General features: G+C 70.3%; 19 protein-coding genes, 1 pseudogene and 1 riboswitch. Of the genes and pseudogenes, 7 read left to right on the top strand and 13 right to left on the bottom strand.

All coding sequences use genetic code 11. From position 1 onward, the window contains the following. Positions 1 to 89: 89 nt before the first annotated feature. The 4 genes from ACZ48Z_RS25130 to ACZ48Z_RS25115 form a co-directional block, all read right to left on the bottom strand. Positions 90 to 785 carry a GntR family transcriptional regulator gene (locus tag ACZ48Z_RS25130; RefSeq protein ID WP_468738121.1) on the bottom strand — a complete coding sequence of 232 codons (696 nt, stop codon included), beginning with the start codon at positions 783 to 785 and terminating at the stop codon, positions 90 to 92. A 188-nt stretch (positions 786 to 973) separates the two neighbouring features. Continuing rightward, entirely contained in the window at positions 974 to 1,726 is a 753-nt protein-coding gene (locus ACZ48Z_RS25125) for a M23 family metallopeptidase (RefSeq protein WP_468738120.1), read from the bottom strand. A gap of 13 nt (positions 1,727 to 1,739) precedes the next feature. Beyond that, a riboswitch (cyclic di-AMP (ydaO/yuaA leader) is annotated at positions 1,740 to 1,906 on the bottom strand. Positions 1,907 to 2,109: 203 nt separating this feature from the next. Then, on the bottom strand, positions 2,110 to 3,498 hold the full coding sequence (locus ACZ48Z_RS25120; RefSeq protein ID WP_468738119.1) for a M16 family metallopeptidase: 1,389 nt from the start codon (positions 3,496 to 3,498) through the stop codon (positions 2,110 to 2,112). After that, the gene (locus tag ACZ48Z_RS25115) at positions 3,495 to 4,838 is read right to left on the bottom strand and encodes a M16 family metallopeptidase (protein WP_468738253.1); all 1,344 of its coding nucleotides are present in this window, start codon (positions 4,836 to 4,838) and stop codon (positions 3,495 to 3,497) included. The genes ACZ48Z_RS25120 and ACZ48Z_RS25115 overlap by 4 nt, the downstream gene beginning before the upstream one ends. Positions 4,839 to 5,165: 327 nt before the next feature. Here ACZ48Z_RS25115 and ACZ48Z_RS25110 point away from each other — a divergent pair, with 327 nt between their 5' ends. Then, complete coding sequence (locus tag ACZ48Z_RS25110) at positions 5,166 to 7,625, top strand: DNA gyrase/topoisomerase IV subunit A (protein WP_468738118.1); 2,460 nt, start codon at positions 5,166 to 5,168, stop codon at positions 7,623 to 7,625. Between the two features lie 13 nt (positions 7,626 to 7,638). On the opposite strand, the gene ACZ48Z_RS25105 is transcribed toward ACZ48Z_RS25110, so the two are convergent. Further along, entirely contained in the window at positions 7,639 to 8,724 is a 1,086-nt protein-coding gene (locus ACZ48Z_RS25105; protein WP_468738117.1) for a CobW family GTP-binding protein, read from the bottom strand. Positions 8,725 to 9,047: 323 nt separating this feature from the next. Here ACZ48Z_RS25105 and ACZ48Z_RS25100 point away from each other — a divergent pair, with 323 nt between their 5' ends. Beyond that, positions 9,048 to 9,554 (top strand): DUF6082 family protein, encoded by a 507-nt coding sequence (locus tag ACZ48Z_RS25100; RefSeq protein ID WP_468738116.1) that lies wholly within the window; start codon positions 9,048 to 9,050, stop codon positions 9,552 to 9,554. Positions 9,555 to 9,614: 60 nt separating this feature from the next. On the opposite strand, the gene ACZ48Z_RS25095 is transcribed toward ACZ48Z_RS25100, so the two are convergent. The 4 genes from ACZ48Z_RS25095 to ACZ48Z_RS25080 form a co-directional block, all read right to left on the bottom strand. Beyond that, positions 9,615 to 9,851, bottom strand: a complete 237-nt coding sequence (locus tag ACZ48Z_RS25095; protein WP_468738115.1) for a hypothetical protein — start codon at positions 9,849 to 9,851, stop codon at positions 9,615 to 9,617. A 1,048-nt stretch (positions 9,852 to 10,899) separates the two neighbouring features. Next, the gene (locus tag ACZ48Z_RS25090) at positions 10,900 to 11,325 is read right to left on the bottom strand and encodes a DUF6069 family protein (protein ID WP_468738114.1); all 426 of its coding nucleotides are present in this window, start codon (positions 11,323 to 11,325) and stop codon (positions 10,900 to 10,902) included. Positions 11,326 to 11,413: 88 nt separating this feature from the next. Next, positions 11,414 to 12,151, bottom strand: a complete 738-nt coding sequence (locus ACZ48Z_RS25085) for an MFS transporter (protein WP_468738113.1) — start codon at positions 12,149 to 12,151, stop codon at positions 11,414 to 11,416. Between the two features lie 139 nt (positions 12,152 to 12,290). After that, positions 12,291 to 12,413 carry a hypothetical protein gene (locus ACZ48Z_RS25080; RefSeq protein WP_468738112.1) on the bottom strand — a complete coding sequence of 41 codons (123 nt, stop codon included), beginning with the start codon at positions 12,411 to 12,413 and terminating at the stop codon, positions 12,291 to 12,293. A gap of 36 nt (positions 12,414 to 12,449) precedes the next feature. Between ACZ48Z_RS25080 and ACZ48Z_RS25075 the strand changes: the two are divergent. Further along, positions 12,450 to 12,758: pseudogene (locus ACZ48Z_RS25075) on the top strand (thioesterase II family protein); the annotation flags it as partial. Positions 12,759 to 12,949: 191 nt separating this feature from the next. Here ACZ48Z_RS25075 and ACZ48Z_RS25070 read toward each other — a convergent pair. Further along, positions 12,950 to 14,116: a citrate synthase gene (locus tag ACZ48Z_RS25070; RefSeq protein WP_468738111.1), complete on the bottom strand. Its 1,167-nt coding sequence runs from the start codon at positions 14,114 to 14,116 to the stop codon at positions 12,950 to 12,952. Positions 14,117 to 14,228: 112 nt separating this feature from the next. On the opposite strand from ACZ48Z_RS25070, the gene ACZ48Z_RS25065 reads away from it, so the two are divergent. The 4 genes from ACZ48Z_RS25065 (at position 14,229) to ACZ48Z_RS25050 (ending at position 18,973) form a co-directional block, all read left to right on the top strand. Then, entirely contained in the window at positions 14,229 to 15,491 is a 1,263-nt protein-coding gene (locus tag ACZ48Z_RS25065) for a citrate synthase (protein WP_468738110.1), read from the top strand. 95 nt (positions 15,492 to 15,586) lie between these two features. Further along, the gene (locus ACZ48Z_RS25060) at positions 15,587 to 16,564 is read left to right on the top strand and encodes a sucrase ferredoxin (protein WP_468738109.1); all 978 of its coding nucleotides are present in this window, start codon (positions 15,587 to 15,589) and stop codon (positions 16,562 to 16,564) included. Between the two features lie 61 nt (positions 16,565 to 16,625). Then, entirely contained in the window at positions 16,626 to 18,296 is a 1,671-nt protein-coding gene (locus tag ACZ48Z_RS25055) for an ATP-binding protein (protein WP_468738108.1), read from the top strand. Beyond that, positions 18,293 to 18,973 carry a response regulator gene (locus tag ACZ48Z_RS25050; RefSeq protein ID WP_328751048.1) on the top strand — a complete coding sequence of 227 codons (681 nt, stop codon included), beginning with the start codon at positions 18,293 to 18,295 and terminating at the stop codon, positions 18,971 to 18,973. Before ACZ48Z_RS25055 ends, ACZ48Z_RS25050 begins: the two co-directional genes overlap by 4 nt. Before the next feature lie 6 nt (positions 18,974 to 18,979). On the opposite strand, the gene ACZ48Z_RS25045 is transcribed toward ACZ48Z_RS25050, so the two are convergent. The 3 genes from ACZ48Z_RS25045 to ACZ48Z_RS25035 form a co-directional block, all read right to left on the bottom strand. Beyond that, positions 18,980 to 20,050: an ABC transporter substrate-binding protein gene (locus tag ACZ48Z_RS25045; protein WP_468738107.1), complete on the bottom strand. Its 1,071-nt coding sequence runs from the start codon at positions 20,048 to 20,050 to the stop codon at positions 18,980 to 18,982. Positions 20,051 to 20,178: 128 nt separating this feature from the next. After that, the gene (locus tag ACZ48Z_RS25040; RefSeq protein WP_468738106.1) at positions 20,179 to 21,057 is read right to left on the bottom strand and encodes an ABC transporter permease; all 879 of its coding nucleotides are present in this window, start codon (positions 21,055 to 21,057) and stop codon (positions 20,179 to 20,181) included. After that, positions 21,047 to 21,862, bottom strand: coding sequence for an ABC transporter ATP-binding protein (locus ACZ48Z_RS25035; RefSeq protein ID WP_468738105.1), 816 nt, complete (start codon positions 21,860 to 21,862; stop codon positions 21,047 to 21,049). Before ACZ48Z_RS25035 ends, ACZ48Z_RS25040 begins: the two co-directional genes overlap by 11 nt. Positions 21,863 to 21,927 lie beyond the last annotated feature (65 nt).

The following is a 21,927-nucleotide window of genomic DNA, read 5'->3' as shown; positions in this document are numbered from 1 at the left end:
ATTATCGGGCGGGCCCTTCGCATTTCCCTTTTACGGGCAGCGGAAATAGCCCCCCGCGAATTACCCACTCTTTGTATACGGCGCCCGTGTTAATGCCGCAGACCCGTCACGTTTACAGGATGTTGCGAGGTCCTCACACGGTCCGGGCGATCGGCGCCGGAGCCGAACCGCAGACGGTGCACCGCGCCCGAACGCTCGGCGTGCAGGGCGGTGATCGCCCGCGCCCGCTCACCGTCCCCGCGCGCCACCGCGTCCACGATCGCGCCGTGCTCCGCCCAGGACTCCACCGGGTTGGCGGGCGCGTCCACCACGTACATCCAGGCGATCTTGTGCCGCAGCTGGGTCAGCATCGAGGTCATGGCAGGGCTTCCGGCGGCCTGGGCGAGCGTCTCGTGGAACCAGCCCCCCAGGGAGCGCAGATCCTCACTGTTGCCCCGCCTGGCCCGCTCCTGGCCCAGCCGGACCAGGCCGCGCAGCACCTTCAGATGGGCCTCGGTGCGCCGCTGGGCGGCCCTGGAGGCGCTGAGCGGCTCCAGCAGCATGCACATCTCCAAGAGGTCGGCGCCCTCCTGGTCGGTCGGTTCGGCCACGCACGCGCCCGCGTGGCGGCGCGTCACCACGAAGCCCTCGGCCTCCAGCGTGCGCAGGGCCTCGCGGACGGGGACGCGGGAGACGCCGTAGCGGCGGGCGAGCAGTTCCTCGGTGAGCCGGCTGCCGCGCTCGTAGACACCGGCGACGATGTCGTCGCGGATAGCCGTGCATACCGAGTGCGCCGGAATACGCATGTCCGACCTCCGTCTTAATCCCCGTGAAACGTCGCCGATTGACGTGTGTTCAGTGACTCTATTGCAATGAGCGCGAATTTCCGACGGCGGACCGGAATCCAGGGATATTTTTTGGACAGCAGGGCACTCTAAACGCGGAAACCCCGGCTCGGAGGAGCCGGGGCCGAAGAAGATCTCGCGGTACGTCGTCAGACACTCACGCCGTGCGAGCGCAGATAGCCGACGGGGTCGATGTCCGAGCCGTACTCGGCGCTGGTGCGGGCCTCGAAGTGCAGGTGCGGCCCGGTGACGTTCCCGGTCGCGCCGGACAGGCCGATCTGCTGGCCGGGGGTGACCGACTGGCCGACCGAGACGCCGATGGACGACAGGTGGCCGTACTGGGTGTACGTGCCGTCGGCCATCCTGATCACGATCTCGTTGCCGTACGACCCGCCCCAGCCTGCCTCCACGACCGTGCCGCGGCCGACCGCGTGGACGGAGGTGCCGCTCGCGGCGTGGAAGTCGACACCGGTGTGGCTGCCGGAGGACCACAGGGAGCCGCCGGTCTTGTAGCCGGTGGAGACGTAGGAGCCGGAGATCGGGGTGACGAACCTGTTGAGGCGCTCGCGCTCGGCCGCGCGGGCGGCGCGCTCCTTGGCCTCGCGTGCCTCCTTGGCCCGCGCCTCGGCCTTCCTCTTGGCCTCGGCCTCCGCCTTCTTCTGCTCGGCGGCCCGCTGCTGGGCGGCGGCCTGGGCGTCGAGCTGATCGGCGAGGGAGTCGCCGACACTGACGACGGGCATGAGCCCGGTCTGTTCGACGGAGTTCCCGGCGGCGAGCGCCGGAGTGGCGATGGTGCCGATGACGCCGGTGGTGGCGAGGGCCGCGACGCCCGCCGCACGGGCGGTGGTGCGCTTCATCCGGCTGGGACGACGGTGCTTCCCGGCGGCGCAGGTGAACGCCATGTAGTGGCTGGTCCTTTCCTTCCTTCTCGCCTACCGGGTTAGCTGACGGGTTCGGAGCAGGAAGGTCTCCTACGGACCCCCTCGCTGTTCGCGCGGGCGTCCGATTCACCCCAGGGACAACGCATGTGGGTCCCCGGCTCCCCTGGCTCGCGCCATGCGGGGACTCGGCGATGACTGTCCGGTGCCACGGACGCGGCGCACTGCCTGACGAACAGCCGGGATGACGCTAAGCGGGCCGACTTTCAATCCCCAAACCGATCACGGTTTTTGTAGCGCATCCCACACAGCAGACAGGCAACCTCCTGCCCAATTCGGACATCTAAGGGCCCTGGTGACACTTCCGTCACCAGGGCCCCTTTGTGGCGCCTGCTCTGCCGGCCCCTCTACTCGGCGGACACGACCTTGACCTCGCCGATGCCGAGGGCCTCGACGGGCTCCTTGATGGCGGCGGCGTCGCCGACCAGGATCGTCACCAGACGGTCCACCGGGAAGGCGTTCACCACGGCCGCGGTGGCCTCGACGGTGCCGGTCGCGGCGAGCTGCCGGTACAGGGTCGCCTGGAAGTCGTCCGGCAGGTGCTGCTCGACCTGATCGGCCAGGGTGCCCGCCACGGCCGCCGCCGTCTCGAACTTGAGCGGTGCCACGCCGACGAGGTTCTGTACGGCGACATCGCGCTCGGCATCGGTGAGACCGCCCTCGGCGAGGGTGCGCAACACCTTCCACAGGTCCTCCAGAGCGGGACCGGTGTTCGGGGTGTCGACCGAGCCGCTGATGGCGAGCATCGCGGCGCCCGAGCCGTCCGGGGCGGACCTGAGGACCTGCCCGAACGACCGCACGCCGTAGGTGTAGCCCTTCTCCTCGCGCAGGACACGGTCCAGCCGGGAGGTGAGGGTGCCGCCGAGGCAGTACGTGCCGAGCACCTGCGCGGGCCACACGCGCGCGTGCCGGTCGGCGCCGATACGGCCGATCAGCAGCTGCGTCTGGACGGCGCCGGGGCGGTCCACGATGACGACCCGGCCGGTGTCGTCGGCGGTCACCGGCGGCACGGGCCGCGGCTCGGCCGTGGAGCCTGTCCAGGAGCCGAGGGTGTCGCCGAGCAGCTCGTCCAGGTCGATGCCGGTGAGGTCGCCGACGACCACGGCGGTCGCGGTGGCAGGCCGCACATGCTTCTCGTAGAAGCCGCGCACCGCCGCGGAGTCGATGCTCTCGACCGTCTCCTCGGTGCCCTGACGCGGGCGGGACATGCGCGAGTCCGCCGGGAACAGCTCCCGGGAGAGCTCCTTGGCGGCACGGCGGGACGGGTTGGCGAGCTCGTGCGGGATCTCGTCCAGGCGGTTGTTGACGAGCCGCTCGATCTCGCTGTCCGCGAAGGCGGGCGCCCTGAGGGCGTCGGCCAGCAGACCGAGCGCCTTGGCGAGGCGGGAGGCCGGCACTTCGAGACTCAGCCGGACGCCCGGGTGGTCGGCGTGCGCGTCGAGGGTGGCGCCGCAGCGCTCCAGTTCGGCGGCGAACTCCTCGGCGGAGTGCTTGTCGGTGCCCTCCGAGAAGGCACGCGCCATGATCGTGCCGACCCCGTCGAGGCCGGCCGGTTCGGCCTCCAGAGGAGCGTCCAGAAGGACCTCGACGGCGACGACCTGCTGGCCGGGGCGGTGGCAGCGCAGGACGGTGAGACCGTTGTCGAGCGTCCCGCGCTCAGGAGCGGGGAAGGCCCAGACCTTGGGCTCACCCGCCTGCGGCTGAGGGTGGAATTCCATCGCGGCGAGCTCGGTCACTTGGCCGCCTCCTCGTTCTCGTCCTGGTCGGCGGGGGCTTCGGCGACGGTCGGCTCGTAGACGAGCACCGCGCGGTTGTCGGGGCGCAGCTTGGCCTTGGCGACCTTCTGGACGTCCTCGGCGCTCACTTCCAGGACGCGCTGCACGGCGGTGAGGGCGAGCTGCGGGTCGCCGAACAGGACGGCGTAGCGGCACAGTTCGTCGGCGCGGCCCGCCACGGTACCGAGCCGGTCCAGCCACTCGCGCTCCAACTGGGCCTGCGCGCGCTCCATCTCCTCGTCGGTCGGGCCCTCCTCGGCGAACCGGGCGAGTTCCTCGTCGATGGCGGCCTCGATGACCGGCACCTCGACGTCACCGGAGGTCTTCACGTCGAGCCAGCCAAGGGAGGGCGCACCCGCCAGGCGCAGCAGTCCGAAGCCCGCAGCGACGGCCGTACGGTCGCGTCGTACGAGCCGGTTGTAGAGGCGGGACGACTCACCGCCGCCGAGGACGGTCAGCGCCAGGTCCGCCGCGTCGGCCTCGCGGGTGCCGTCGTGCGGCAGCCGGTAGGCGGCCATCAACGCGCGCGCGGGAACCTCCTCCTCGACGACCTCGCGCAGCTGCTCGCCGATGATCTCGGGGAGCGAGCCGTCACGCGGAGCGGACTTGCCGTCGTGCGAGGGGATGGAGCCGAAGTACTTCTCGACCCAGGCGAGCGTCTGCTCCGGGTCGATGTCGCCGACGACCGACAGGACGGCGTTGTTGGGGGCGTAGTACGTCCGGAAGAACGCGCGCGCGTCCTCCAGGGTGGCCGCGTCCAGGTCGGCCATCGAGCCGATCGGCGTGTGGTGGTACGGGTGGCCCTCCGGGTAGGCGAGCGCGGTCAGCTTCTCGAACGCGGTGCCGTAGGGGACGTTGTCGTAGCGCTGCCGGCGCTCGTTCTTGACGACGTCGCGCTGGTTCTCCATCGACTCGTCGTCGAGGGCGGCCAGCAGCGAGCCCATGCGGTCGGCCTCCAGCCAGAGGGCGAGCTCCAGCTGGTGGGTCGGCATGGTCTCGAAGTAGTTGGTGCGCTCGAAGCTGGTGGTGCCGTTGAGCGAGCCGCCGGCGCCCTGGACGAGCTCGAAGTGCCCGTTGCCGTGGACCTGCTTGGAGCCCTGGAACATCAGGTGCTCGAAGAGGTGAGCCAGACCGGTACGCCCCTTGACCTCGTGGCGCGAACCGACGTCGTACCAGAGGCACACCGCCGCGACCGGGGTCAGGTGGTCCTCGGAGAGCACCACGCGCAGCCCGTTGGCCAGGCGGTGCTCGGTCGCTGTCAGGCCCCCGGTGCCTGCCTGGTCTGTGGCCGTGTGACCCATGGGCATGTACGTCCCTTCGATCGCGTTCGCGGTCCTTGAAACCGCGGTTTTCCTGCCGGTCCTGCCACTGTATGCAAGCGTGCGGACCCTCGGTGAAGTTCCCGCAGCGCGTACGCCCACAGCGGATCGCGTAGCCTGCGGGCAACCGTGAGCAGGACGCTGTGCGGTCGCCGGGCCGTGCGGCTCAGCCGGGTCCTGGCCCGGACTGTCAGTGCCGCAGTCCACAATGGTCCGCGTCAGAACCTGTTCACGCTTCAGCAAGAGTGAGCCAAAGGGCCGATGTGAGCGACCCGTAGGCGAGCGACCAGAAAAGAGGAGCCGGCAGCGATGGCCCGCCGCAGCACGAAGACCCCGCCGCCCGACGACTCGTACGAGGAGCGGATCCTCGACATCGACGTCGTGGACGAGATGAAGGGCTCGTACCTCGAGTACGCGTACTCGGTCATCTACTCCCGCGCGCTCCCCGACGCCCGCGACGGCCTCAAGCCGGTGCACCGCCGCATCGTCTACCAGATGAACGAGATGGGCCTGCGCCCCGACCGCGGCTACGTGAAGTGCGCCCGCGTGATCGGCGAGGTCATGGGCAAGCTGCACCCGCACGGCGACGCGTCGATCTACGACGCCCTGGTGCGCATGGCCCAGCCCTTCTCGATGAGCGTCCCGCTCGTCGACGGCCACGGCAACTTCGGTTCGCTGGGCAACGACGACCCGCCGGCCGCCATGCGGTACACCGAGTGCCGCGCCGCCGAGGCCGCGAGCCTGATGACGGAGTCCATCGACGAGGACACCGTCGACTTCGCGCCCAACTACGACGGCCAGGAGCAGGAGCCGGGCGCGCTGCCCGCCGCCTTCCCCAACCTCCTGGTGAACGGCTCCTCGGGCATCGCGGTCGGCATGGCCACCAACATGGCGCCGCACAACCTCGGCGAGGTCATCTCGGCCGCCCGCCACCTGATCCGCTACCCGAACGCGGATCTGGACGCCCTGATGCGGCACATCCCGGGCCCCGACCTGCCCACCGGCGGCCGGATCGTGGGCCTCTCCGGCATCCGGGACGCCTACGAGACGGGCCGCGGCACCTTCAAGATCCGCGCGACGGTCGCGGTGGAGACGGTGACCGCGCGCCGCAAGGGCCTCGTCGTCACCGAACTGCCCTTCACGGTCGGTCCCGAGAAGGTCATCGCCAAGATCAAGGACCTGGTCGGCTCGAAGAAGCTCCAGGGCATCGCCGACGTCAAGGACCTCACGGACCGCGCGCACGGCCTGCGCCTGGTCATCGAGATCAAGAACGGCTTCGTGCCGGAGGCGGTCCTGGAGCAGCTCTACAAGCTGACGCCGATGGAGGAGTCCTTCGGCGTCAACAACGTGGCGCTGGTCGACGGACAGCCCCTCACCCTCGGCCTCAAGGAGCTCCTGGAGGTCTACCTCGACCACCGCTTCGAAGTGGTGCGCCGCCGCAGCGAGTTCCGGCGCACCAAGCGGCGCGACCGCCTGCACCTGGTCGAGGGCCTGCTCACCGCCCTGGTCGACATCGACGAGGTCATCCGCATCATCCGCTCCAGCGACAACTCCGCGCAGGCCAAGGAGCGCCTGATCGAGCGGTTCTCGCTGAGCGAGATCCAGACGCAGTACATCCTGGACACGCCCCTGCGGCGGCTCACCCGGTTCGACCGCATCGAGCTGGAGTCGGAGCAGGACCGGCTGAACGCGGAGATCGCGGAGCTGACCCGGATCCTGGAGTCGGACGCCGAGCTGCGCAAGCTGGTCTCCACCGAACTGGCCGCGGTGGCCAAGAAGTTCGGCACCGAGCGGCGTACGGTCCTGCTGGAGTCGGGGGCGAACGCTCCCGTGGCCGCGGTTCCCCTCCAGGTCGCGGACGACCCGTGCCGGGTGCTGCTGTCCTCGACGGGTCTGCTGGCCCGCACGTCGAACGGCGAGCCGTTCCCGGAGGACGCCGACGGCAGGCGTAGCAAGCACGACGTGATCGTCTCGGCGGTGCAGACCACCGCGCGGGGCGAAATCGGCGCGGTCACCTCGTCCGGCCGCCTGCTGCGGCTGAACGTCATCGACCTGCCGCAGCTCCCGGACACCGCGTCGGCCCCCAACCTGTCGGGCGGTGCCCCGCTGTCGGAGTTCCTCTCCCTGGAGGACGGCGAGACGCTGGTCTGCCTGATGACGCTGGACGAGTCCTCCCCGGGTCTGGCGCTCGGCACCGAACAGGGCGTCGTCAAGCGCGTGGTCCCCGACTACCCGTCCAACAAGGACGAGTTGGAGGTCATCACGCTCAAGGAGGGCGACCGGATCGTCGGCGCGATCGAACTGCGTACCGGCGAGGAGGACCTCGTCTTCATCACGGACGACGCGCAACTGCTGCGTTACCAGGCCTCGCAGGTCCGTCCGCAGGGCCGTCCGGCGGGCGGCATGGCGGGCATCAAGCTCGTGGAGGGCGCGAAGGTGATCTCCTTCACCGCGGTGGACCCTGCGGTGGACGCCGTCGTCTTCACGGTCGCGGGCTCACGCGGCACGCTCGACGACTCGGTCCAGACGACGGCCAAGCTGACCCCGTTCGACCAGTACCCGCGCAAGGGCCGTGCCACGGGCGGCGTCCGCTGCCAGCGGTTCCTCAAGGGCGAGGACTGCCTGTCCCTGGCCTGGGCAGGCGCCGTCCCGGCGCGCGCGGCACAGAAGAACGGCACCCCGGCCGAGCTTCCCGAGATGGACCCGCGCCGCGACGGCTCGGGCGTGTCGCTGGCGAAGACGGTGTCGGTGGTGGCGGGACCGGTCTGAGCCGGACCGGCGCTCAGGCCGGTTCCTCCGGGTCCCCCTCGGTGCCCGGTACATAGCGCAGGACGCCCCACATGCCGGCCTCGTCGGTGTGCGGGGCGTTCGCGTCCGCCTTGCACACCTCCAGTTCCTCGCCGAGGGCGGGCACGTCGATGGCGGAGCCGATGAGGACGAGCTGGGTGAGGCGGGCGTCACCCGGCGCCCAGGCCTCCGGGTAGAAGCGAAGAAACCGCCCGACGGCATGGACGGCGTACCGGTTGCGGACGTCGTACGGCCCGAAGTCGACGTACCCCTTGATCCGGTAGAGACCCTCGGGCCTGCTGTCGAGGAACCGCATCGTCCGGCGGGGGTCGAGGGGGACGTCGGAGGTGAAGGAGAGGGTGTCGTAGCCGGAGTGCAGATGCCCGGTGTGATCCTCGCCGTGGGCGTGGTCGTCGCCGTTGGCGTGATCGTGCAGGTCGTCGAAGGAGAGCTGTCCGATGCGCTCCTCGCCGGGACGGCAGTCGAAGAGGAACTCGGGGTCGATGCGACCGTAGGTGGCCGGGACGACGGCAGCGTGGTCGACGAGTCGATGAACCAGGCCGAGGACGCGCTCGGCCTCGGGTGCCCGGTCGAGCTTGTTGACCACGACGAGGTCGGCGAGGGCGAGATGCCGGTCGAGTTCGGGGTGCCGGGCGCGGGTGTCGTCGAACTCGGCGGCGTCGACGACCTCGACGAGGCCGCCGTAGACGATGTCGGGCAGCTCGCTGGCGAGCACCATCCGCACGAGTTCCTGCGGCTCGGCGAGTCCACTGGCCTCGATCACGATGACGTCGATGCCGGCGTCGGGATGGGCGAGCTTCTCGAGGTAGCCGTCGAGCTCGCTGACGTCGACGGCACAGCACAGGCAGCCGTTCCCGAGGGAGACGGTGGAGTCACCGAGCGCACCGGCCACGGCCATGGCGTCGATCTCGATGGCACCGAAGTCGTTGACGACGGCTCCGATACGGCTGCCACCGCTGCGGTGCAGCAGATGGTTGAGGAGGGTCGTCTTGCCGGAACCCAGGAATCCGGCGAGGACGACGACCGGGATCTGCCGGGGGCTCCCGCTCGGCTGACTCAACGTGCGACCTCTTTCACGCTGCTGCGTGCACCGGATCGCGACCCCGGCGCACATACGCGGTTGGAATGCCGGACCAGGATACGAGCCGGAACAATCACTCCGAAGTGAACGGTTGTTAGCAGCACATGCGGGGCAGACGTTGGGCAAGGCGCCGGTCCGTGCGACCCTCACTTCCCTCCGTGCGCCTCCTCTCCGCCTCCCCCGCCGATCAGAGCCGCTCGGCACCCTGGGAGACGGCAAGCGCCGCCCACCGCTCGCCGGTCCCCATCAGTCGACCCGCACCCCGACGACCGGCGGAACGGCCGCCTGAACCGGGGGTTGACATGGCCACACTGAACGCAGGTGTACGGAGGACCGCTTCGGTTGCGAAGGCGAAGTTCGCGGTCGTCCTCGACACTCTCAGCATGCCGGGCTCCCGGCACCGCAGGAGGGCCGCCCTGACCGAACAGCACAGGCTCTCCTTCGAGTTGCTCTGCAAGGCCATGGACGATCCGGCCCTGGCCGAGGTACTGGACACGTACGAGTCGGAGGTCTCGCCGGACAGGCAGCGCCAGTTCCTCTTCGCCAACGCGCTCTACGTCAACAACCTGTACTTCTACCGGATCGGCGCCCTCTCCCAGGCGGAGCTGTACGGGCATCTGCGGGTGATGTGCCGGAACAAGGTGTTCCGCGAGTACTGGGAGGCGACCCGCCACCACCGCAAGAGCCTGCTCGAGACATCGGAGGAGTTCATCCTCGGGCGGATGATGGACGATCTGATCCGGGACCTCGCCGACTCCGACATCGACGAATGGTGGGTCGTGGGCGAGCCACCTGAAGAGTCGGCATGACAGCGAGGCCCGGCTTCGATGAGCCAGGCCTCGGCAAGGGCAGCAACCTGGCAGGAGATGTCAGGCGTCGGGGATGTCGTGCTTGGCACGGACGAGTGTCTCGCGCGTGATGACGACGATCCGCTCGTAATCCGCTCGTGCGGCGTCCGCCGGGAGCTCATGGTCGAGCTCCGCGGTCGCTTCGCGCCCGATGACGGCGAAGTCGCCGCTGCTGAGCTCGAAGATGTCAGGGCACGTCTGCCCTGTGGTACTGCCACGCTCCCGAGGAGAGACCCCGACACGTCGCACGATCTTCACGGAGATGTACCGCCCTTGTGACTCAGAGGGATGGCTGTGCCCTCCGAAGTCACCCGCGGTGGTTCGTCGGCAGTGCGTCGGAGTGCGCTCCGCGCGCGAGGTGTTGGCCGGAGCCGCCCCGGATGGGGCCAGGCAAAGATAGCCACTTTGGTGCGCGCGATGCGCGTGTTATCACTCTGCGACTGAGTGAAAAATGCGGCAACAGCCTTGACCAGGGGCGCATGCGGAAGCAGGTACGCCCGTCGCGGGACGCCGTGAGCCCTGGTCGATTCATCACCGGCGCCCCCGGTCCCCCCGTGCCGTGGACCGGGTCCGGGGAGTCGTGTGTCCGACTGGGGCCCGGTGCAACGGCCCCTCGGCCATCACGGGATACGGCGCTGCCCAGTCCGGGCAACGCGGTGAGCGGCGTTGGCACGGCCACAGCGGTCAGCAGGGTGTCCCCCTGCCGCTCGCCCTGGTCGATGTCTCGTACTGGTCGATGTCGTGCACCGGCCGACGGCCAGGAGCGCGCACTCGCCACCGTGATCGCCGGTGCGCCGTTTGACGGGCTACGACGCCTTCGCCCACGACGGTCCCGGCAGGCATCGGCAACACCCTCCGTTGCTGAGGTGGGCCGAGCGCAGGGTGTCACGCAAGACCGGGCGACGCTGCCGAACGGCACGGCACCGCAGGCATTCCCGGTCCCGGCCTGCCGACGCCGTTGAGGCGGAGCAGAGATCCCGTCCATCTGCCACGAGACGCGACGTCCCCCGCCGCACGACAGCGCTGCCCCGACCCGGGGCCGTGTCCGCGTCTCCGCGTCTCCGCGTCTCCGCTGGTCCGCTGGTCCGGGCGAGCGTCGCACCGGTGGCAACGCCCCGAAAACCGCGCGGCCATCGGGTCGCTCGCCGCACACGACGAAGTCCGCCGTCCGCCTCTGGATCCGGGGACGGCGGACTGGGAGGAGGGGTGACGGGGGGTCACCACTCCTCCGGAGGGGGAGCCGCCGAACGTCGAAAGGCGGCCGCCCCCGGCTCTGCGGCCTGTTCCGGCCTCTGCCGGTTGTGGGTCAGGCGGCCCTGCGGGCACCGCGCCACAGCAGCGGGATGAGCACGACACCGACCGCGGTGTGGATCAGCGCCAGCGCGGCCTTGGTGCCCGAGGAGGTGTCGGCGGGGAAGACCATGCCGTACGAGGCGAGCAGGACGACCGTGGCGACGACGACCCAGATCGTGGCGGCCTTGGCGGGTACGAACCTCTCCAGCGCTGCCAGCAGGCCCCAGCCGAGCAGCGCGGAGATCAGCGCGAACACGGCGACGAGGCCTACGTTGACCTCCATCGGGTCCTTGCCGTCGCCCTGCGCGACCTCGTAGTCGGCACCGAAAGCCTTGCCCAGGGCCCAGACGAGTAAGGCGGCGACCGTCGCGGCGCCGACCGCGATGGCCCGGGGCCGCACCTGCGAGGCGGTCACGGGGGCGGCCGTGGTGTGGGACATGGCGAACTCCTTTGATAGGGACGGGACTTCACTGCGGCGTGGCCGCCGCGCGGTTCTGGGCGGAGATCGAGCCGGGCCGGGGACCCGGTCAGGACTTGACGCCTTCGGAGTCGGCGACCGACGGCACGCCGGGCATGTCCTCGGCCCCGGGTCCGCCAGGGGGCGGGCCCATCGGTACCTCACGCAGCACGGCGACCGCGACCACCACGGCGGCCGCGACCAGAGCGGCCGCTATGCCGAAGGAGAGGTGGAAGCCGTCGGTGAGCGCGGTCTTGGCGTCCGTGCGGTCGTCGAGGGCACTCTGGGTGTGGGCGGCGGCGACGGCGGTGAGCGCGGCGATGCCCAGCGAGTCGCCCACGGTGCCGGCGCTGCCCGCCAGACCGGAAGCAAGACCCGCCTCGCTCGGCGAGCTGACCTGCATGGACAGCATGATGACCGCAGGCATGGCCAGACCGCTGCCGGCACCGAGCAGGACGGCGGTGGGCTGGATGTCGAGCGCGTAGGTGGGGTCGGTGGGCGCCCGCAGGACGAGCAGCAGGCCGACCAGGACGAGGCCAAGGCTGGCGATGAGCACGTTGCGCAGCCCGAACCGCATGTTGAGCCGGGCCGACAGGGCCACCGACCAGGCGCCGGCGGCCACCGCGAGCGGCAGGTAGGCGACGCCGGTCTCGGCCGGGGAGTAGCCCGCGGACTCCTGCATGTACAGCGCGATCAGGATGTTGAACGACATGGTGCCGCCGACCAGGAGGAAGTGGACGGCGTTGCCTCCGGAGAGATTGCGCGAGCGGAAGATGCCGAGCGGGACCAGCGGTTGGGCGGCGGTCACCCGGCTCGTCGAAGGACGACTGGCCACCTTCGCCGAGTGCGAGCAGCCGCCCCGGAGACGCTCTTCGCCCATCTGACGCGTTCGGCCCCAGGGAGAGGCTTCGCCGCCTCCCCGGCCGACGGGTACCGCGGCGGGGTGTTCAGCTCGCGTTGGACACGGGCCCGCTCAAGGCCGCACTCAGGCCGACCATCAGCCTGTCCATGCCCGCCCGGCCCGCCGCGCCGCCGAAGACATAGCGGTCGGGCTGTACGAGTACAGCCATCGATCCGGGGTCCGATTGGCTCTGTTCGGCCACAGCATGGAGGCCACCCTCGCCTACGAGCCGGCCCGCCGCCGGGAAGGGGCGGGTAGGACGCCGAGTGCGCTGTTCGTCTCGGCCCGAACCGCGCCCTCCCGTCATCGCACGGGCGGCACGGTCCACTTGGGGACGGACGACGAGCTGATCGAGAGGAGCCGCACGCTCAACGGCACCGACCGACAGGTGCTGGACGACGAGGAACTACTGTGCCTGGCCCTGCCCGTGCTGCGCGCCGACCACACGGCCTCGGAGACCTACCGGTACCGACCGGGCCCGCCGCTGAACTGCCCGGTGCATGCCTTCACCGGTGACGAGGATCCGTTGGTGAGCGAGGACGAGGCGCGCGCCTGGGCCCACCACACCAGGGCGGCCTCGCCCTCGACACCTACCCCGGCGGCCACTTCTTCCTGGTGGACCACAGGGCCGACGTCCTGGCGGTCGTCTCCCGGCGACTCGGCTTGTCGTGACGCCTCGCACCGGCCGGCCTTCGCGAGCCGGACTCAGGCCATGACCGGTACCGCCACGGGTGGTTGCGGCCCCACATACCGCGCCACCGGCCGAATGATCTTCGAGTCCCGCGCCTGTTCCAGGATGTTGGCGCTCCACCCCACCACCCGCGCCGCCGCGAACGTAGGGGTGAACATCTCCCGGGGCAGCCCGCACAGCTCCATGACCACGCCCGCGTAGAACTCGACGTTGGTGTGCAGCTCCCGCCCCGGCTTCAACTCGGCCAGGATCGCCTCGACATGGCGTTCGACCTCGACCGCGAAGTCGACGCGGGGGCCGCCGAACCGTTGGGCGACCTCCCGGAGCATCCGGGAACGCGGGTCCTCCGTGCGGTAGATCGCGTGGCCGAAGCCCATGATCCGCTCGCCGGCGAGCACACGTTCACGGATCCAGGGGTCGATGCGGTCGGGCGTGCCGATCGCGTCGAGGGTGTCCAGCGCCCTGCTCGGCGCACCGCCGTGCAACGGCCCGGACAACGCCCCCACGGCCCCGACGAGACACGCCGCCACATCCGCCCCGGTCGACGCGATGACCCGTGCTGTGAAGGTTGATGCATTGAAACCGTGATCAATGGTTGAGATCAAGTACTGCTCGACCGACCGCGCCCGCTGCGGATCCGGCTCCGAACCCGTCACCATGTACAGGTAGTTCGCCGCGTACGACAGGTCCTCGCGCGGCTCCACCGGATCGAGTCCCCTGCCCAGCCGGTGCAACGCCGTGAGCAGCGTCGGCACGGCCGCAGCCGCCACGAGCGTGTCCTGCAGCCGCTGGGCGGGGTCGATGTCGTACACCGGCCGGAATCCCTTAGCTGCACCGAGCAGCGACAATGCGGAACGCATGCCGGCCAGCGGCCCGGACCGCCCACTCGCCGCCGCGATCAGGGGCAGTGCCGCCCGCACCTCGTCCGGCAGCCTCCGCAGCGCCGCCGTGTCGGCACGAAAAGCGCGAGCCTCGGCGGCGTCGGGCAACTCACCGTGCAGCAGCAGATACCAGACGTCCTCGAAGCCCCGGGTCTGCGCGAGCTCGACGGCCGAGTATTGGCGGTAGTGGTAGAACCCCTCCCGCCCTCGGACGTCCCCGACTTCGGTGTCGGTGACGACGACTCCGGCGAGCCCTCGCGGTGCGTCGACGAGTGTGGTTGCGGACCTGTTGACCGACATGATTCCTCCCTGGACTTGATTCGACTGTCCATGGTTGACTCATTATCTGTCAATATTGATTGAATCAACATACGCCGATCAACCTACCCGGCTGCGGATACGGTGACCTCTTATGCGCGACCAAGACCCCCACCCCGGTTCCTCCGAACGCCGGCTCAGCACCAGGCAGGCCGCCGAACTGCTGGGCGTGAAGCCCGAGACCGTCTACGCCTACGTGAGCCGCGGCCAGCTCAGCAGCCGACGCGTCCCCGGCAGCCGGGCCAGCACCTTGGACGCCAAGGAGGTGGAGGCCCTCTCCCGGCGCAACCGCAGGGAGAGCAGCGGGAGTCCGGGGTCCGGCGGCGAACTGTCCGTACAGACCCGCATCACGTTGATCGACCGGGACCAGTACTACTTCCGGGGCGTCGACGCGACGGAACTCGCCGCTCGCCACTCCTACGAAGAGATCGCGGAGTGGCTCTGGACCGGACGACTGCGCCCCGGCGTCACCTTCACCGCGCCCGACGCCACCGTCGCCGTGGCCCGCCGTGCAGTGGACGCGCTGCCCGAACACACCGGCCCCACCGATCGGTTGCGGGTCGCGGCGATCGCCGCTGCAGCAGCCGACCCACTGCGTTTCGACCTGTCCGAGGAGGCAGTGCTCGGCACCGCGCGCAGTCTCATCCCCACACTCGTCGCCGCGCTGCCACCCGTGCTGCACGACCGCCGCCGCGACGACGGCCCCCTGGCCCACCGGTTGTGGACCCGACTCAGCGGACGCAAGCCCGACGAGGCGTCCCTGCGCGTCCTGGACACCGCGCTCGGCCTCCTCGTCGACCACGACCTCGCCGCCTCGACCCTCGCCGTACGCGTCGCCGCGTCGGCCCACGCGCACGCGTACGCGGCCGTCTCCGCCGGACTCGGCGTCCTGGAGGGCCCCTTGCACGGCGCGGCCAGCGGGCTCGCCCACAAGCTGCTGCTCGACGTACTCGACCGGGGCGACGCGGCCCCGGTGATCGCCGAGGAGCTACGGGCCGGCCGCCGCATCCCCGGCCTCGGCCATCGGCTGTATCCGGGCGAAGACCCGCGCGCGAGGGCCCTGTTCGCCCTCCTGGAGGAGATCCCGCGTGCCGAGCCCGCTCTCCTCGCGGCCCGCGACATCGTGGCCACCACCGCCCGCCACACTCCGCTGCACGCCAACGTGGACCTGGCCCTCGCCGTGCTCACCGCCTCCGCCGGCATGCCCGCCACGGCGGGCGAGACGGTCTTCGCCGTCGCCCGGACGGCGGGCTGGATCGCCCACGCGCTGGAGGAGTACGGGGAGCGCCCGCTGCGCATGCGCCCGAGCGGTGTCTACGTGGGCCCGAAACCGCCGCAGCCCCTGCCGGAACCGTGACACGGCCGTGCCGGAGAGACCGCACCACGCTCACTGAGCACTGACAGACCACGGCCGGAAGTCGCCGCGCCCCGAGTCAGGTTAGGCTCACCTCTGTGAGTACCTGCTCAACGGTCTCGCACGACCTCGACGAGCCCGTTTCCGGAACCGCGGCCACCGCACGGACCTGGCTGCTGCTCGAACAGTCCGGCCCCTGGGGTGCCAAGGCGCTCACTTCGAGCCACCTGGACCCCACGCTGGGCGGTGCCCTGGAGGCCGCCGCGCAGGACACGGGCGTGCGTGTCGCTCTCATCCGCCGCCCCGGGCGGCACGCCGACAGCGGCACCGCCACCACCCGGCAGGTGTACGCGGCCCATACCCGGCCCGGCAAGGTGTGGCTGCACAGTGCGACGACCCGTGAATCGCGGGACCTGCTGGGCCTGGACTTCGCCGCCCTCGGCGAGGGCGACCACACCGGGTTCGACGCGGTGCTCGGTGGACGCCCGCATGACGGCGATCCGCTCGCGCTCGTCTGTACCAACGGCAAGCGGGACCGCTGCTGCGCGCTCCTGGGCCGCCCGCTGGCCGCCGAGCTGGCGGCCTCGGGCGTCGATGGTGCCTGGGAGGTCACTCATCTGGGTGGTCACCGTTTCTCCCCGACGCTGCTCGTCCTGCCGTACGGCTACGCCTATGGCCGCGCCGAGGCGCATGCCGTCAAGCAGGTGCTCCACAGCGTCCAGGAGGGCCGGATCGTGGTCGACGGGTGCCGCGGGAGTTCCGCCTGGGAGCGGCCCGGCCAGGCGGCCGAGCTGGCCGTGCGCACAAGAGTGGGCGAATACGCGGCGGAGGCACTGACCGTTGTCCGCACGGACGGCGCGGCCCCGCACTGGGAAGTGACCGTGGCGCACGCCGACGGCCGGCACTGGCGCGTGCTGGTCACGCAGACCGCGTCACTGCCGCCCCGTCCGGAGAGCTGCGGGGCGTCGGCACTCGGCTCGCCCGCGCGGCTGGACGTGGTGGCGGTGCGTGAGCTGAGCACGTCGGCGGTGCGCGCCGCCGAGCTGACCGCACGGACAGTCTCATCAATGCATTGATCAAGAGATCCATGCCACTCCGCCTGGGGCGGATCCGGCATGTCCACGTACCGTCATGGTTATGAGCCGCACTCCCTCCGCCCGTCGTCTGCGTCTCGGACTGCCCCGCCGGGCGTTCTCCCAGGTGCTGCTGATGCAGCTGGCGATCGCCGCGGGGGTCGCGGTGCTCGCGACCGGTCTGTTCCTCGCACCCCTGAGCAACCAGCTGGACGACCAGGCCATGCGCCGGGCTCTCGCCATCGCCCAGACCGTCGCCGCCCGGCCGCAGATCGCCGAGCAGGTGAAGGACACGCCCCCGCTGCCCGGCGGTCCCGTCCAGACGGAGGCCGAGCGGATCCGCAGGGCGACCGGGGCGGAGTACGTCGTGGTGATGGACTGGCGGGGCGTGCGCTGGTCGCACCCCACCCGCAGCGAGGTCGGCAGGACCGTCTCGACCGACCCGGGCCAGGCCCTGGCCGGCAAGGAGGTCATGCAGATCGACAGCGGCACCCTGGGCCGCACCGCACGCGGCAAGGTGCCGCTGTACGACAGCGAGCACAACATCGTCGGAGCGGTCTCAGTCGGCATCGCCTACGACAGTGTGCGGGCCCGGCTGATCCATGCGATCCCCGGGTTGCTGGCGTACGCGGGCGGGGCTCTCGCCGTCGGCGCGCTGGCCGCCTGGCTGATCTCCCGCCGGGTGCAGAGACAGACCCGGGACCTGGCCTTCTCCGACATCTCCGCGCTGCTCGCGGAGCGTGAGGCCATGCTGCACGGCATCCGGGAGGGCGTCGTCGCCCTGGACCGCAACGGACACATCCGGCTGCTCAACGACGAGGCACGACGCCTGCTCGGTATCGGCGACGAGGCCGTCGGCCGCTCGCCCGACGAGGCGCTCGGGGACGGACGTACCGCCGATGTCCTGGCGGGCCGGGTCACGGGCACCGACCTGGTCACCGTGCGCGGGCAGCGGGTGCTGGTCGCCAACCGGATGCCCACCGACGACGGCGGTGCCGTCGCCACCCTGCGCGACCGCACCGAGCTGGAGCAGCTCGGCCGGGAGCTGGACTCGACCCACGGTCTGATCGACGCGCTGCGGGCGCAGGACCACGAGCACGCCAACCGTATGCACACGCTCCTGGGGCTGCTGGAACTGGACATGTTCGAGGACGCCGTGGAGTTCGTCGGCGAGGTCGTCGGCGACCACCGGGCCACCGCGGAGCAGGTCACCGAGAAGATCGAGGACCCGCTGCTCGCCGCGTTGCTGGTGGGCAAGGCGACCGTCGCGGCCGAGCGCGGAGTCGCCCTGTGGGTCTCGGACCGGACCCGGCTGCCGGACCGGCTGGTCGATCCGAGCGGGCTGGTCACGATCGTCGGCAACCTCGTCGACAACGCCCTGGACGCCGTCGCCGGCGCGCCGCACGCGCGCGTGGAGGTCGAGGTGCGCACCGAAGGCTGTACGGCCGTGCTGAGTGTGCGGGACACCGGGCCCGGAATCCCGGTGGAACAACGGGAGCTGGTCTTCACCGACGGCTGGTCGACCAAGGAGCCACCGGCACACCGGGGCCGGGGCATCGGGCTCTCGCTGGTGCGTAAGCTCGCCGAGCGGCAGGGCGGCAGCGCGACCGTCGGGGAGGCGGGCGGTGGAGGCGCGGAGTTCACCGTCGTCCTGCCTGATGCCTTGGCCGAGACACAACCCGCTCTCACCGCACCGGCCGCCCCGCAATCCGCCACCGAGGAGGAGTCGCGATGATCGAGGTCCTGGTCGTGGACGACGACACCCGTGTGGCGCGCGTCAACGCCGCCTACGTCGAGAAGGTGCCCGGCTTCCGTGTGGCGGGCGAGGCGCACAACGCCGCGGACGCCCTGCGTCAGCTGGAGGCGCTGCCCCACGTGGACCTGGTCCTCATGGACCACTACCTGCCCGACGAGACCGGGCTGGCGGTCGTCCAGGAGATGCGTCGGCGCGGCCACCAGACCGACGTGATCATGGTGACGGCGGCGCGGGACGTGACGACCGTGCAGGCGGCGATGCGGCAGGGCGCGCTGCAGTATCTGGTCAAGCCGTTCGCCTTCGCGGGACTGCGCGCAAGGCTGGAGGCGTACGCCGAGCTGCGCCGGGCCCTGGACGGCGGCGGCGAGGCCGAACAGGCGGAGGTCGACCGCATCTTCGGCGCCCTGTCCTCGCCGGCCGAGCCCGACCTGCCCAAAGGGCACTCCCCCACCACGGCGGAGCTCGTGCGCAAGTCCCTGATGGAGGCCCAAGGGCCCCTGTCGGCCCAGGAGATCGCCGACCGGACAGGGGTGAGCCGACAGACAGCCCAGCGCTATCTGAAGCTCCTGGAACGCACGGGACGGGCCAGGCTCACGCTCAAGTACGGCGACGCGGGCCGCCCGGAACACCGTTACGTGTGGGCGACCCGCGCGTGAGGGGACTCAGCCTGCGTTCTGCGCGGCCTTGTCGACGAACTCCGTCGTGTACGTCCTGTCGAGGTCGACGTCGGCGTTCTGGATGTTCGGGTTGAACGCCTTGAGGACCTTCTCGACGGTCTCGGGACCGCCCTCGGGCATCACGCCGTCCTTGGTGAACATGGGCAACGTGTTCTTGATGGCCACCGCGTACAGCAGTCTGTTGCCCTGCGAGTAGTCGGCGGGCATCTTGTCGGCGATCTGGGTCGCACTGTGCGTGGACATCCACTTGAGCGTCTTGACGAATGCATTGGCCAACTTCTGGACGGTGTCCTTGTGACCGTTGACCCAGTCCGTCTGCATGTACAGGCTTGACGAGGGATACGGCCCGCCGAGCGCCTCATCCGACCCCTGGGGCGTGCGCATGTCCAGGAGGATCTTGCCGGCCTTCTTGTCCATGATCGTCGCGACGGTCGGGTCGGTCGTCATGCCGCCGTCGATCGAGCCCTGCTGGAGCGCGGAGATGAAGGTCGGTCCCGCGCCGACGGCGACCGGCGTGAACTCGCTGACCTTCACGCCGTTCTTGACGGCGAGGTACTTGGTGAGGAAGTCGGTGGAGGAGCCGAGGCCCGTGACACCGAGCTTCTTGCCCTTGAAGTCCTTCGGCGACGTGATGTCGCCCGCCGCCTTGCTGGAGACGATCTCCACCTCTCCGGGCGCGTGCGAGAACTGCACGACCGACTCCACGTCCTTGCCCTTCACCTGAAGGTCGAGTGTGTGGTCGTAGAACCCGACGGCCCCCTGGACCTGACCGGAGACGAGCGCGGTCTCGGCCTGGACGCCGGCGGGCTCGCTCAGCAGCTCCACGTCGAGCCCCTCTGAGTCGAAGTAGCCGAGCCGCTGGGTCAGCATCGCGGGCAGGTAGATGACCTTGTCGAGGCCACCGACCATGATCTTGACCTTGGTTCCCTTGCCGTCACCCTTGCTGCCGGAGCCCGCCGACTCGGTACTGGCGGCGTCGTTGGCACAGGCGGTGAGCGAGGTGAGGGCCAGCAGGCCGGCGGCGGCCAGGGAGGTGTATCTGGCGGTCTTGCGCATGGGGTTCACGTCCTTGTGAGGGGCGGTGCGGGGAGGTGGTGCGCTGCTGGGGAGAGCGAGCCGAGGGATGGTCCCGGCCGCATTGGAGAGCCGGGCAGGCGAGATGGGACCGGCTGACGCGACGGGGCTCAGCTGTCGGAACCCGTCGGCTTCCAGCGGAAGATGCGGCGCTCGGCGAAGGTGAGCAGCCCTTCGGCGAGAAGTGCGACGACGGCGAGGATGACCATCGCGGCGTACACACCGGCCGCGTTGAAGGTGCCCTGCGACTGCGCGACGAGCAGGCCGATGCCCTTGGTCGCGCCGATGTACTCGCCGACGATCGCGCCGATGAGGGCGAACCCGAAGCTGACGTGCAGGCTGGTGAAGATCCACGAGGTCGCGGACGGAATCACGACCTGCAGCGTCACCCTGCGGTCGCTCGCGCCGAGGATGCGGGCATTGGCGACCAGGTTTCGGTCGACCTCGCGGGCTCCCTGGAAGGCGTTGAAGAAGACCGGGAAGAAGACCAGGACGACGGCCGAGGCGACCTTGGAGGCCGGTCCGAGACCGAACCAGATCACGAAGATCGGCGCGAGGACGATCCTGGGTATCGAGTTGAGCACCTTGATGTATGGACCAAGTACATCGGCGAGCAAGGCGATCCGCCCCAGCGCAATACCGAAGACCACACCGGCGACCACCCCCACGACCCAGCCCAACAACGCCTCGTGGAGCGTGTACCAGATCTGTTCGCCCAGCGAGCCGAGGGCGGTCCCATGCAGCACCCAGGTCCGGATCTGCTCCCAGATCTTCGAGGGCATGGAGAAGTTGAAGGGATCGATGACCTCGGCCCGGGCGAGCACCTCCCACAGACCGAGAACGGTCACGAGGAGCAACACGCGGGACACGGCGACGACGATCCTGCGTCTGCGAGCGGCACGCGCGCGTGAGTGTGCGCGGTCCGTCGTGTTGCCGGACTCCGTCAGGGTCGGTGCGGCCTGGGCCTCGGGCATGACGTCAGGCGACATGAGCGGCACCCCGCTCCCGGGTGATGCGGACCTCTTCGCCGAGGGACTCCCAGATCTCGCGGTAGATCTCGATGAACCGCGGCTCCAGGCGCACCGACTCGACCTTGCGGGGCCGGGGCAGGTCGATGTCGAAGACCTGCTTGACGGTGGCGGGCCCGGCCGTCATCACGACGACCCGGTCGGCCAGCGCGATGGACTCCTCCAGGTCGTGGGTGACGAAGACGACGGACGCGCTCGTGCCCGCCCACAGTTCCAGGAGTTCGTCGGACATCAGCGCCCGGGTCTGCACGTCGAGCGCGGAGAACGGCTCGTCCATGAGCAGGATCTCCGGGTCGTTGACGAAGGTCGCGGCGAGCGCCACGCGCTTGCGCTGGCCTCCGGAGAGCTGGTGGGGGTAGCGGTCCTCGAAGGCGGTGAGCCCGACGCGGGCCAGCCACTCCCGCGCCTTCTGCCTCGCCTCCGCCTTGGGCACACCGCGGAAGCGGGGGCCGGCCATGACGTTGGACAGGACCGTCCGCCAGGGGAAGGTGGCGTCCTGCTGGAAGACGAAACCGACCTTGTTCCCGACTCCTCGAACCGGCTCCCCGACGACCAGAACCTCGCCCTCGGAGGGCTCCTCCAACCCGCTGACCAGGGTCAGCGTGGTCGACTTGCCACAGCCCGTGGGCCCGACGACCGCCACGAACTCCCCACGACCCACCGTGAGGTCGAGTCCCCTGACAGCCGTGTGCAGACCCCCCGACGGGGTCCGGAATGCCTTGCTCGCGCCCCGCAGCTCGATGGCGGGGCTATTGTCTGCGCTCATGGCCGGGGACGGTAGATGTGGCCCGCGCCACAGCATCAGTCTTCTGAGCGCATGCCGTTCTTTTG

The organism is Streptomyces sp. NPDC031225 (genome assembly GCF_055570355.1).
This window is presented reverse-complemented; position numbering and strand designations above follow the sequence as displayed.

What these genes read in the sequence shown, in the direction of transcription:
- ACZ48Z_RS25130 (WP_468738121.1), bottom strand. Translation starts at nt 785, where the DNA reads ATGCGTATTCCGGCGCACTCGGTATGCACGGCTATCCGCGACGACATC.
- ACZ48Z_RS25125 (WP_468738120.1), bottom strand. Translation starts at nt 1,726, where the DNA reads ATGGCGTTCACCTGCGCCGCCGGGAAGCACCGTCGTCCCAGCCGGATG.
- ACZ48Z_RS25115 (WP_468738253.1), bottom strand. Translation starts at nt 4,838, where the DNA reads ATGGGTCACACGGCCACAGACCAGGCAGGCACCGGGGGCCTGACAGCG.
- ACZ48Z_RS25110 (WP_468738118.1), top strand. Translation starts at nt 5,166, where the DNA reads ATGGCCCGCCGCAGCACGAAGACCCCGCCGCCCGACGACTCGTACGAG.
- ACZ48Z_RS25100 (WP_468738116.1), top strand. Translation starts at nt 9,048, where the DNA reads ATGGCCACACTGAACGCAGGTGTACGGAGGACCGCTTCGGTTGCGAAG.
- ACZ48Z_RS25090 (WP_468738114.1), bottom strand. Translation starts at nt 11,325, where the DNA reads ATGTCCCACACCACGGCCGCCCCCGTGACCGCCTCGCAGGTGCGGCCC.
- ACZ48Z_RS25080 (WP_468738112.1), bottom strand. Translation starts at nt 12,413, where the DNA reads ATGGCTGTACTCGTACAGCCCGACCGCTATGTCTTCGGCGGCGCGGCG.
- ACZ48Z_RS25070 (WP_468738111.1), bottom strand. Translation starts at nt 14,116, where the DNA reads ATGTCGGTCAACAGGTCCGCAACCACACTCGTCGACGCACCGCGAGGG.
- ACZ48Z_RS25065 (WP_468738110.1), top strand. Translation starts at nt 14,229, where the DNA reads ATGCGCGACCAAGACCCCCACCCCGGTTCCTCCGAACGCCGGCTCAGC.
- ACZ48Z_RS25055 (WP_468738108.1), top strand. Translation starts at nt 16,626, where the DNA reads ATGAGCCGCACTCCCTCCGCCCGTCGTCTGCGTCTCGGACTGCCCCGC.
- ACZ48Z_RS25050 (WP_328751048.1), top strand. Translation starts at nt 18,293, where the DNA reads ATGATCGAGGTCCTGGTCGTGGACGACGACACCCGTGTGGCGCGCGTC.
- ACZ48Z_RS25045 (WP_468738107.1), bottom strand. Translation starts at nt 20,050, where the DNA reads ATGCGCAAGACCGCCAGATACACCTCCCTGGCCGCCGCCGGCCTGCTG.
- ACZ48Z_RS25040 (WP_468738106.1), bottom strand. Translation starts at nt 21,057, where the DNA reads ATGTCGCCTGACGTCATGCCCGAGGCCCAGGCCGCACCGACCCTGACG.
- ACZ48Z_RS25035 (WP_468738105.1), bottom strand. Translation starts at nt 21,862, where the DNA reads ATGAGCGCAGACAATAGCCCCGCCATCGAGCTGCGGGGCGCGAGCAAG.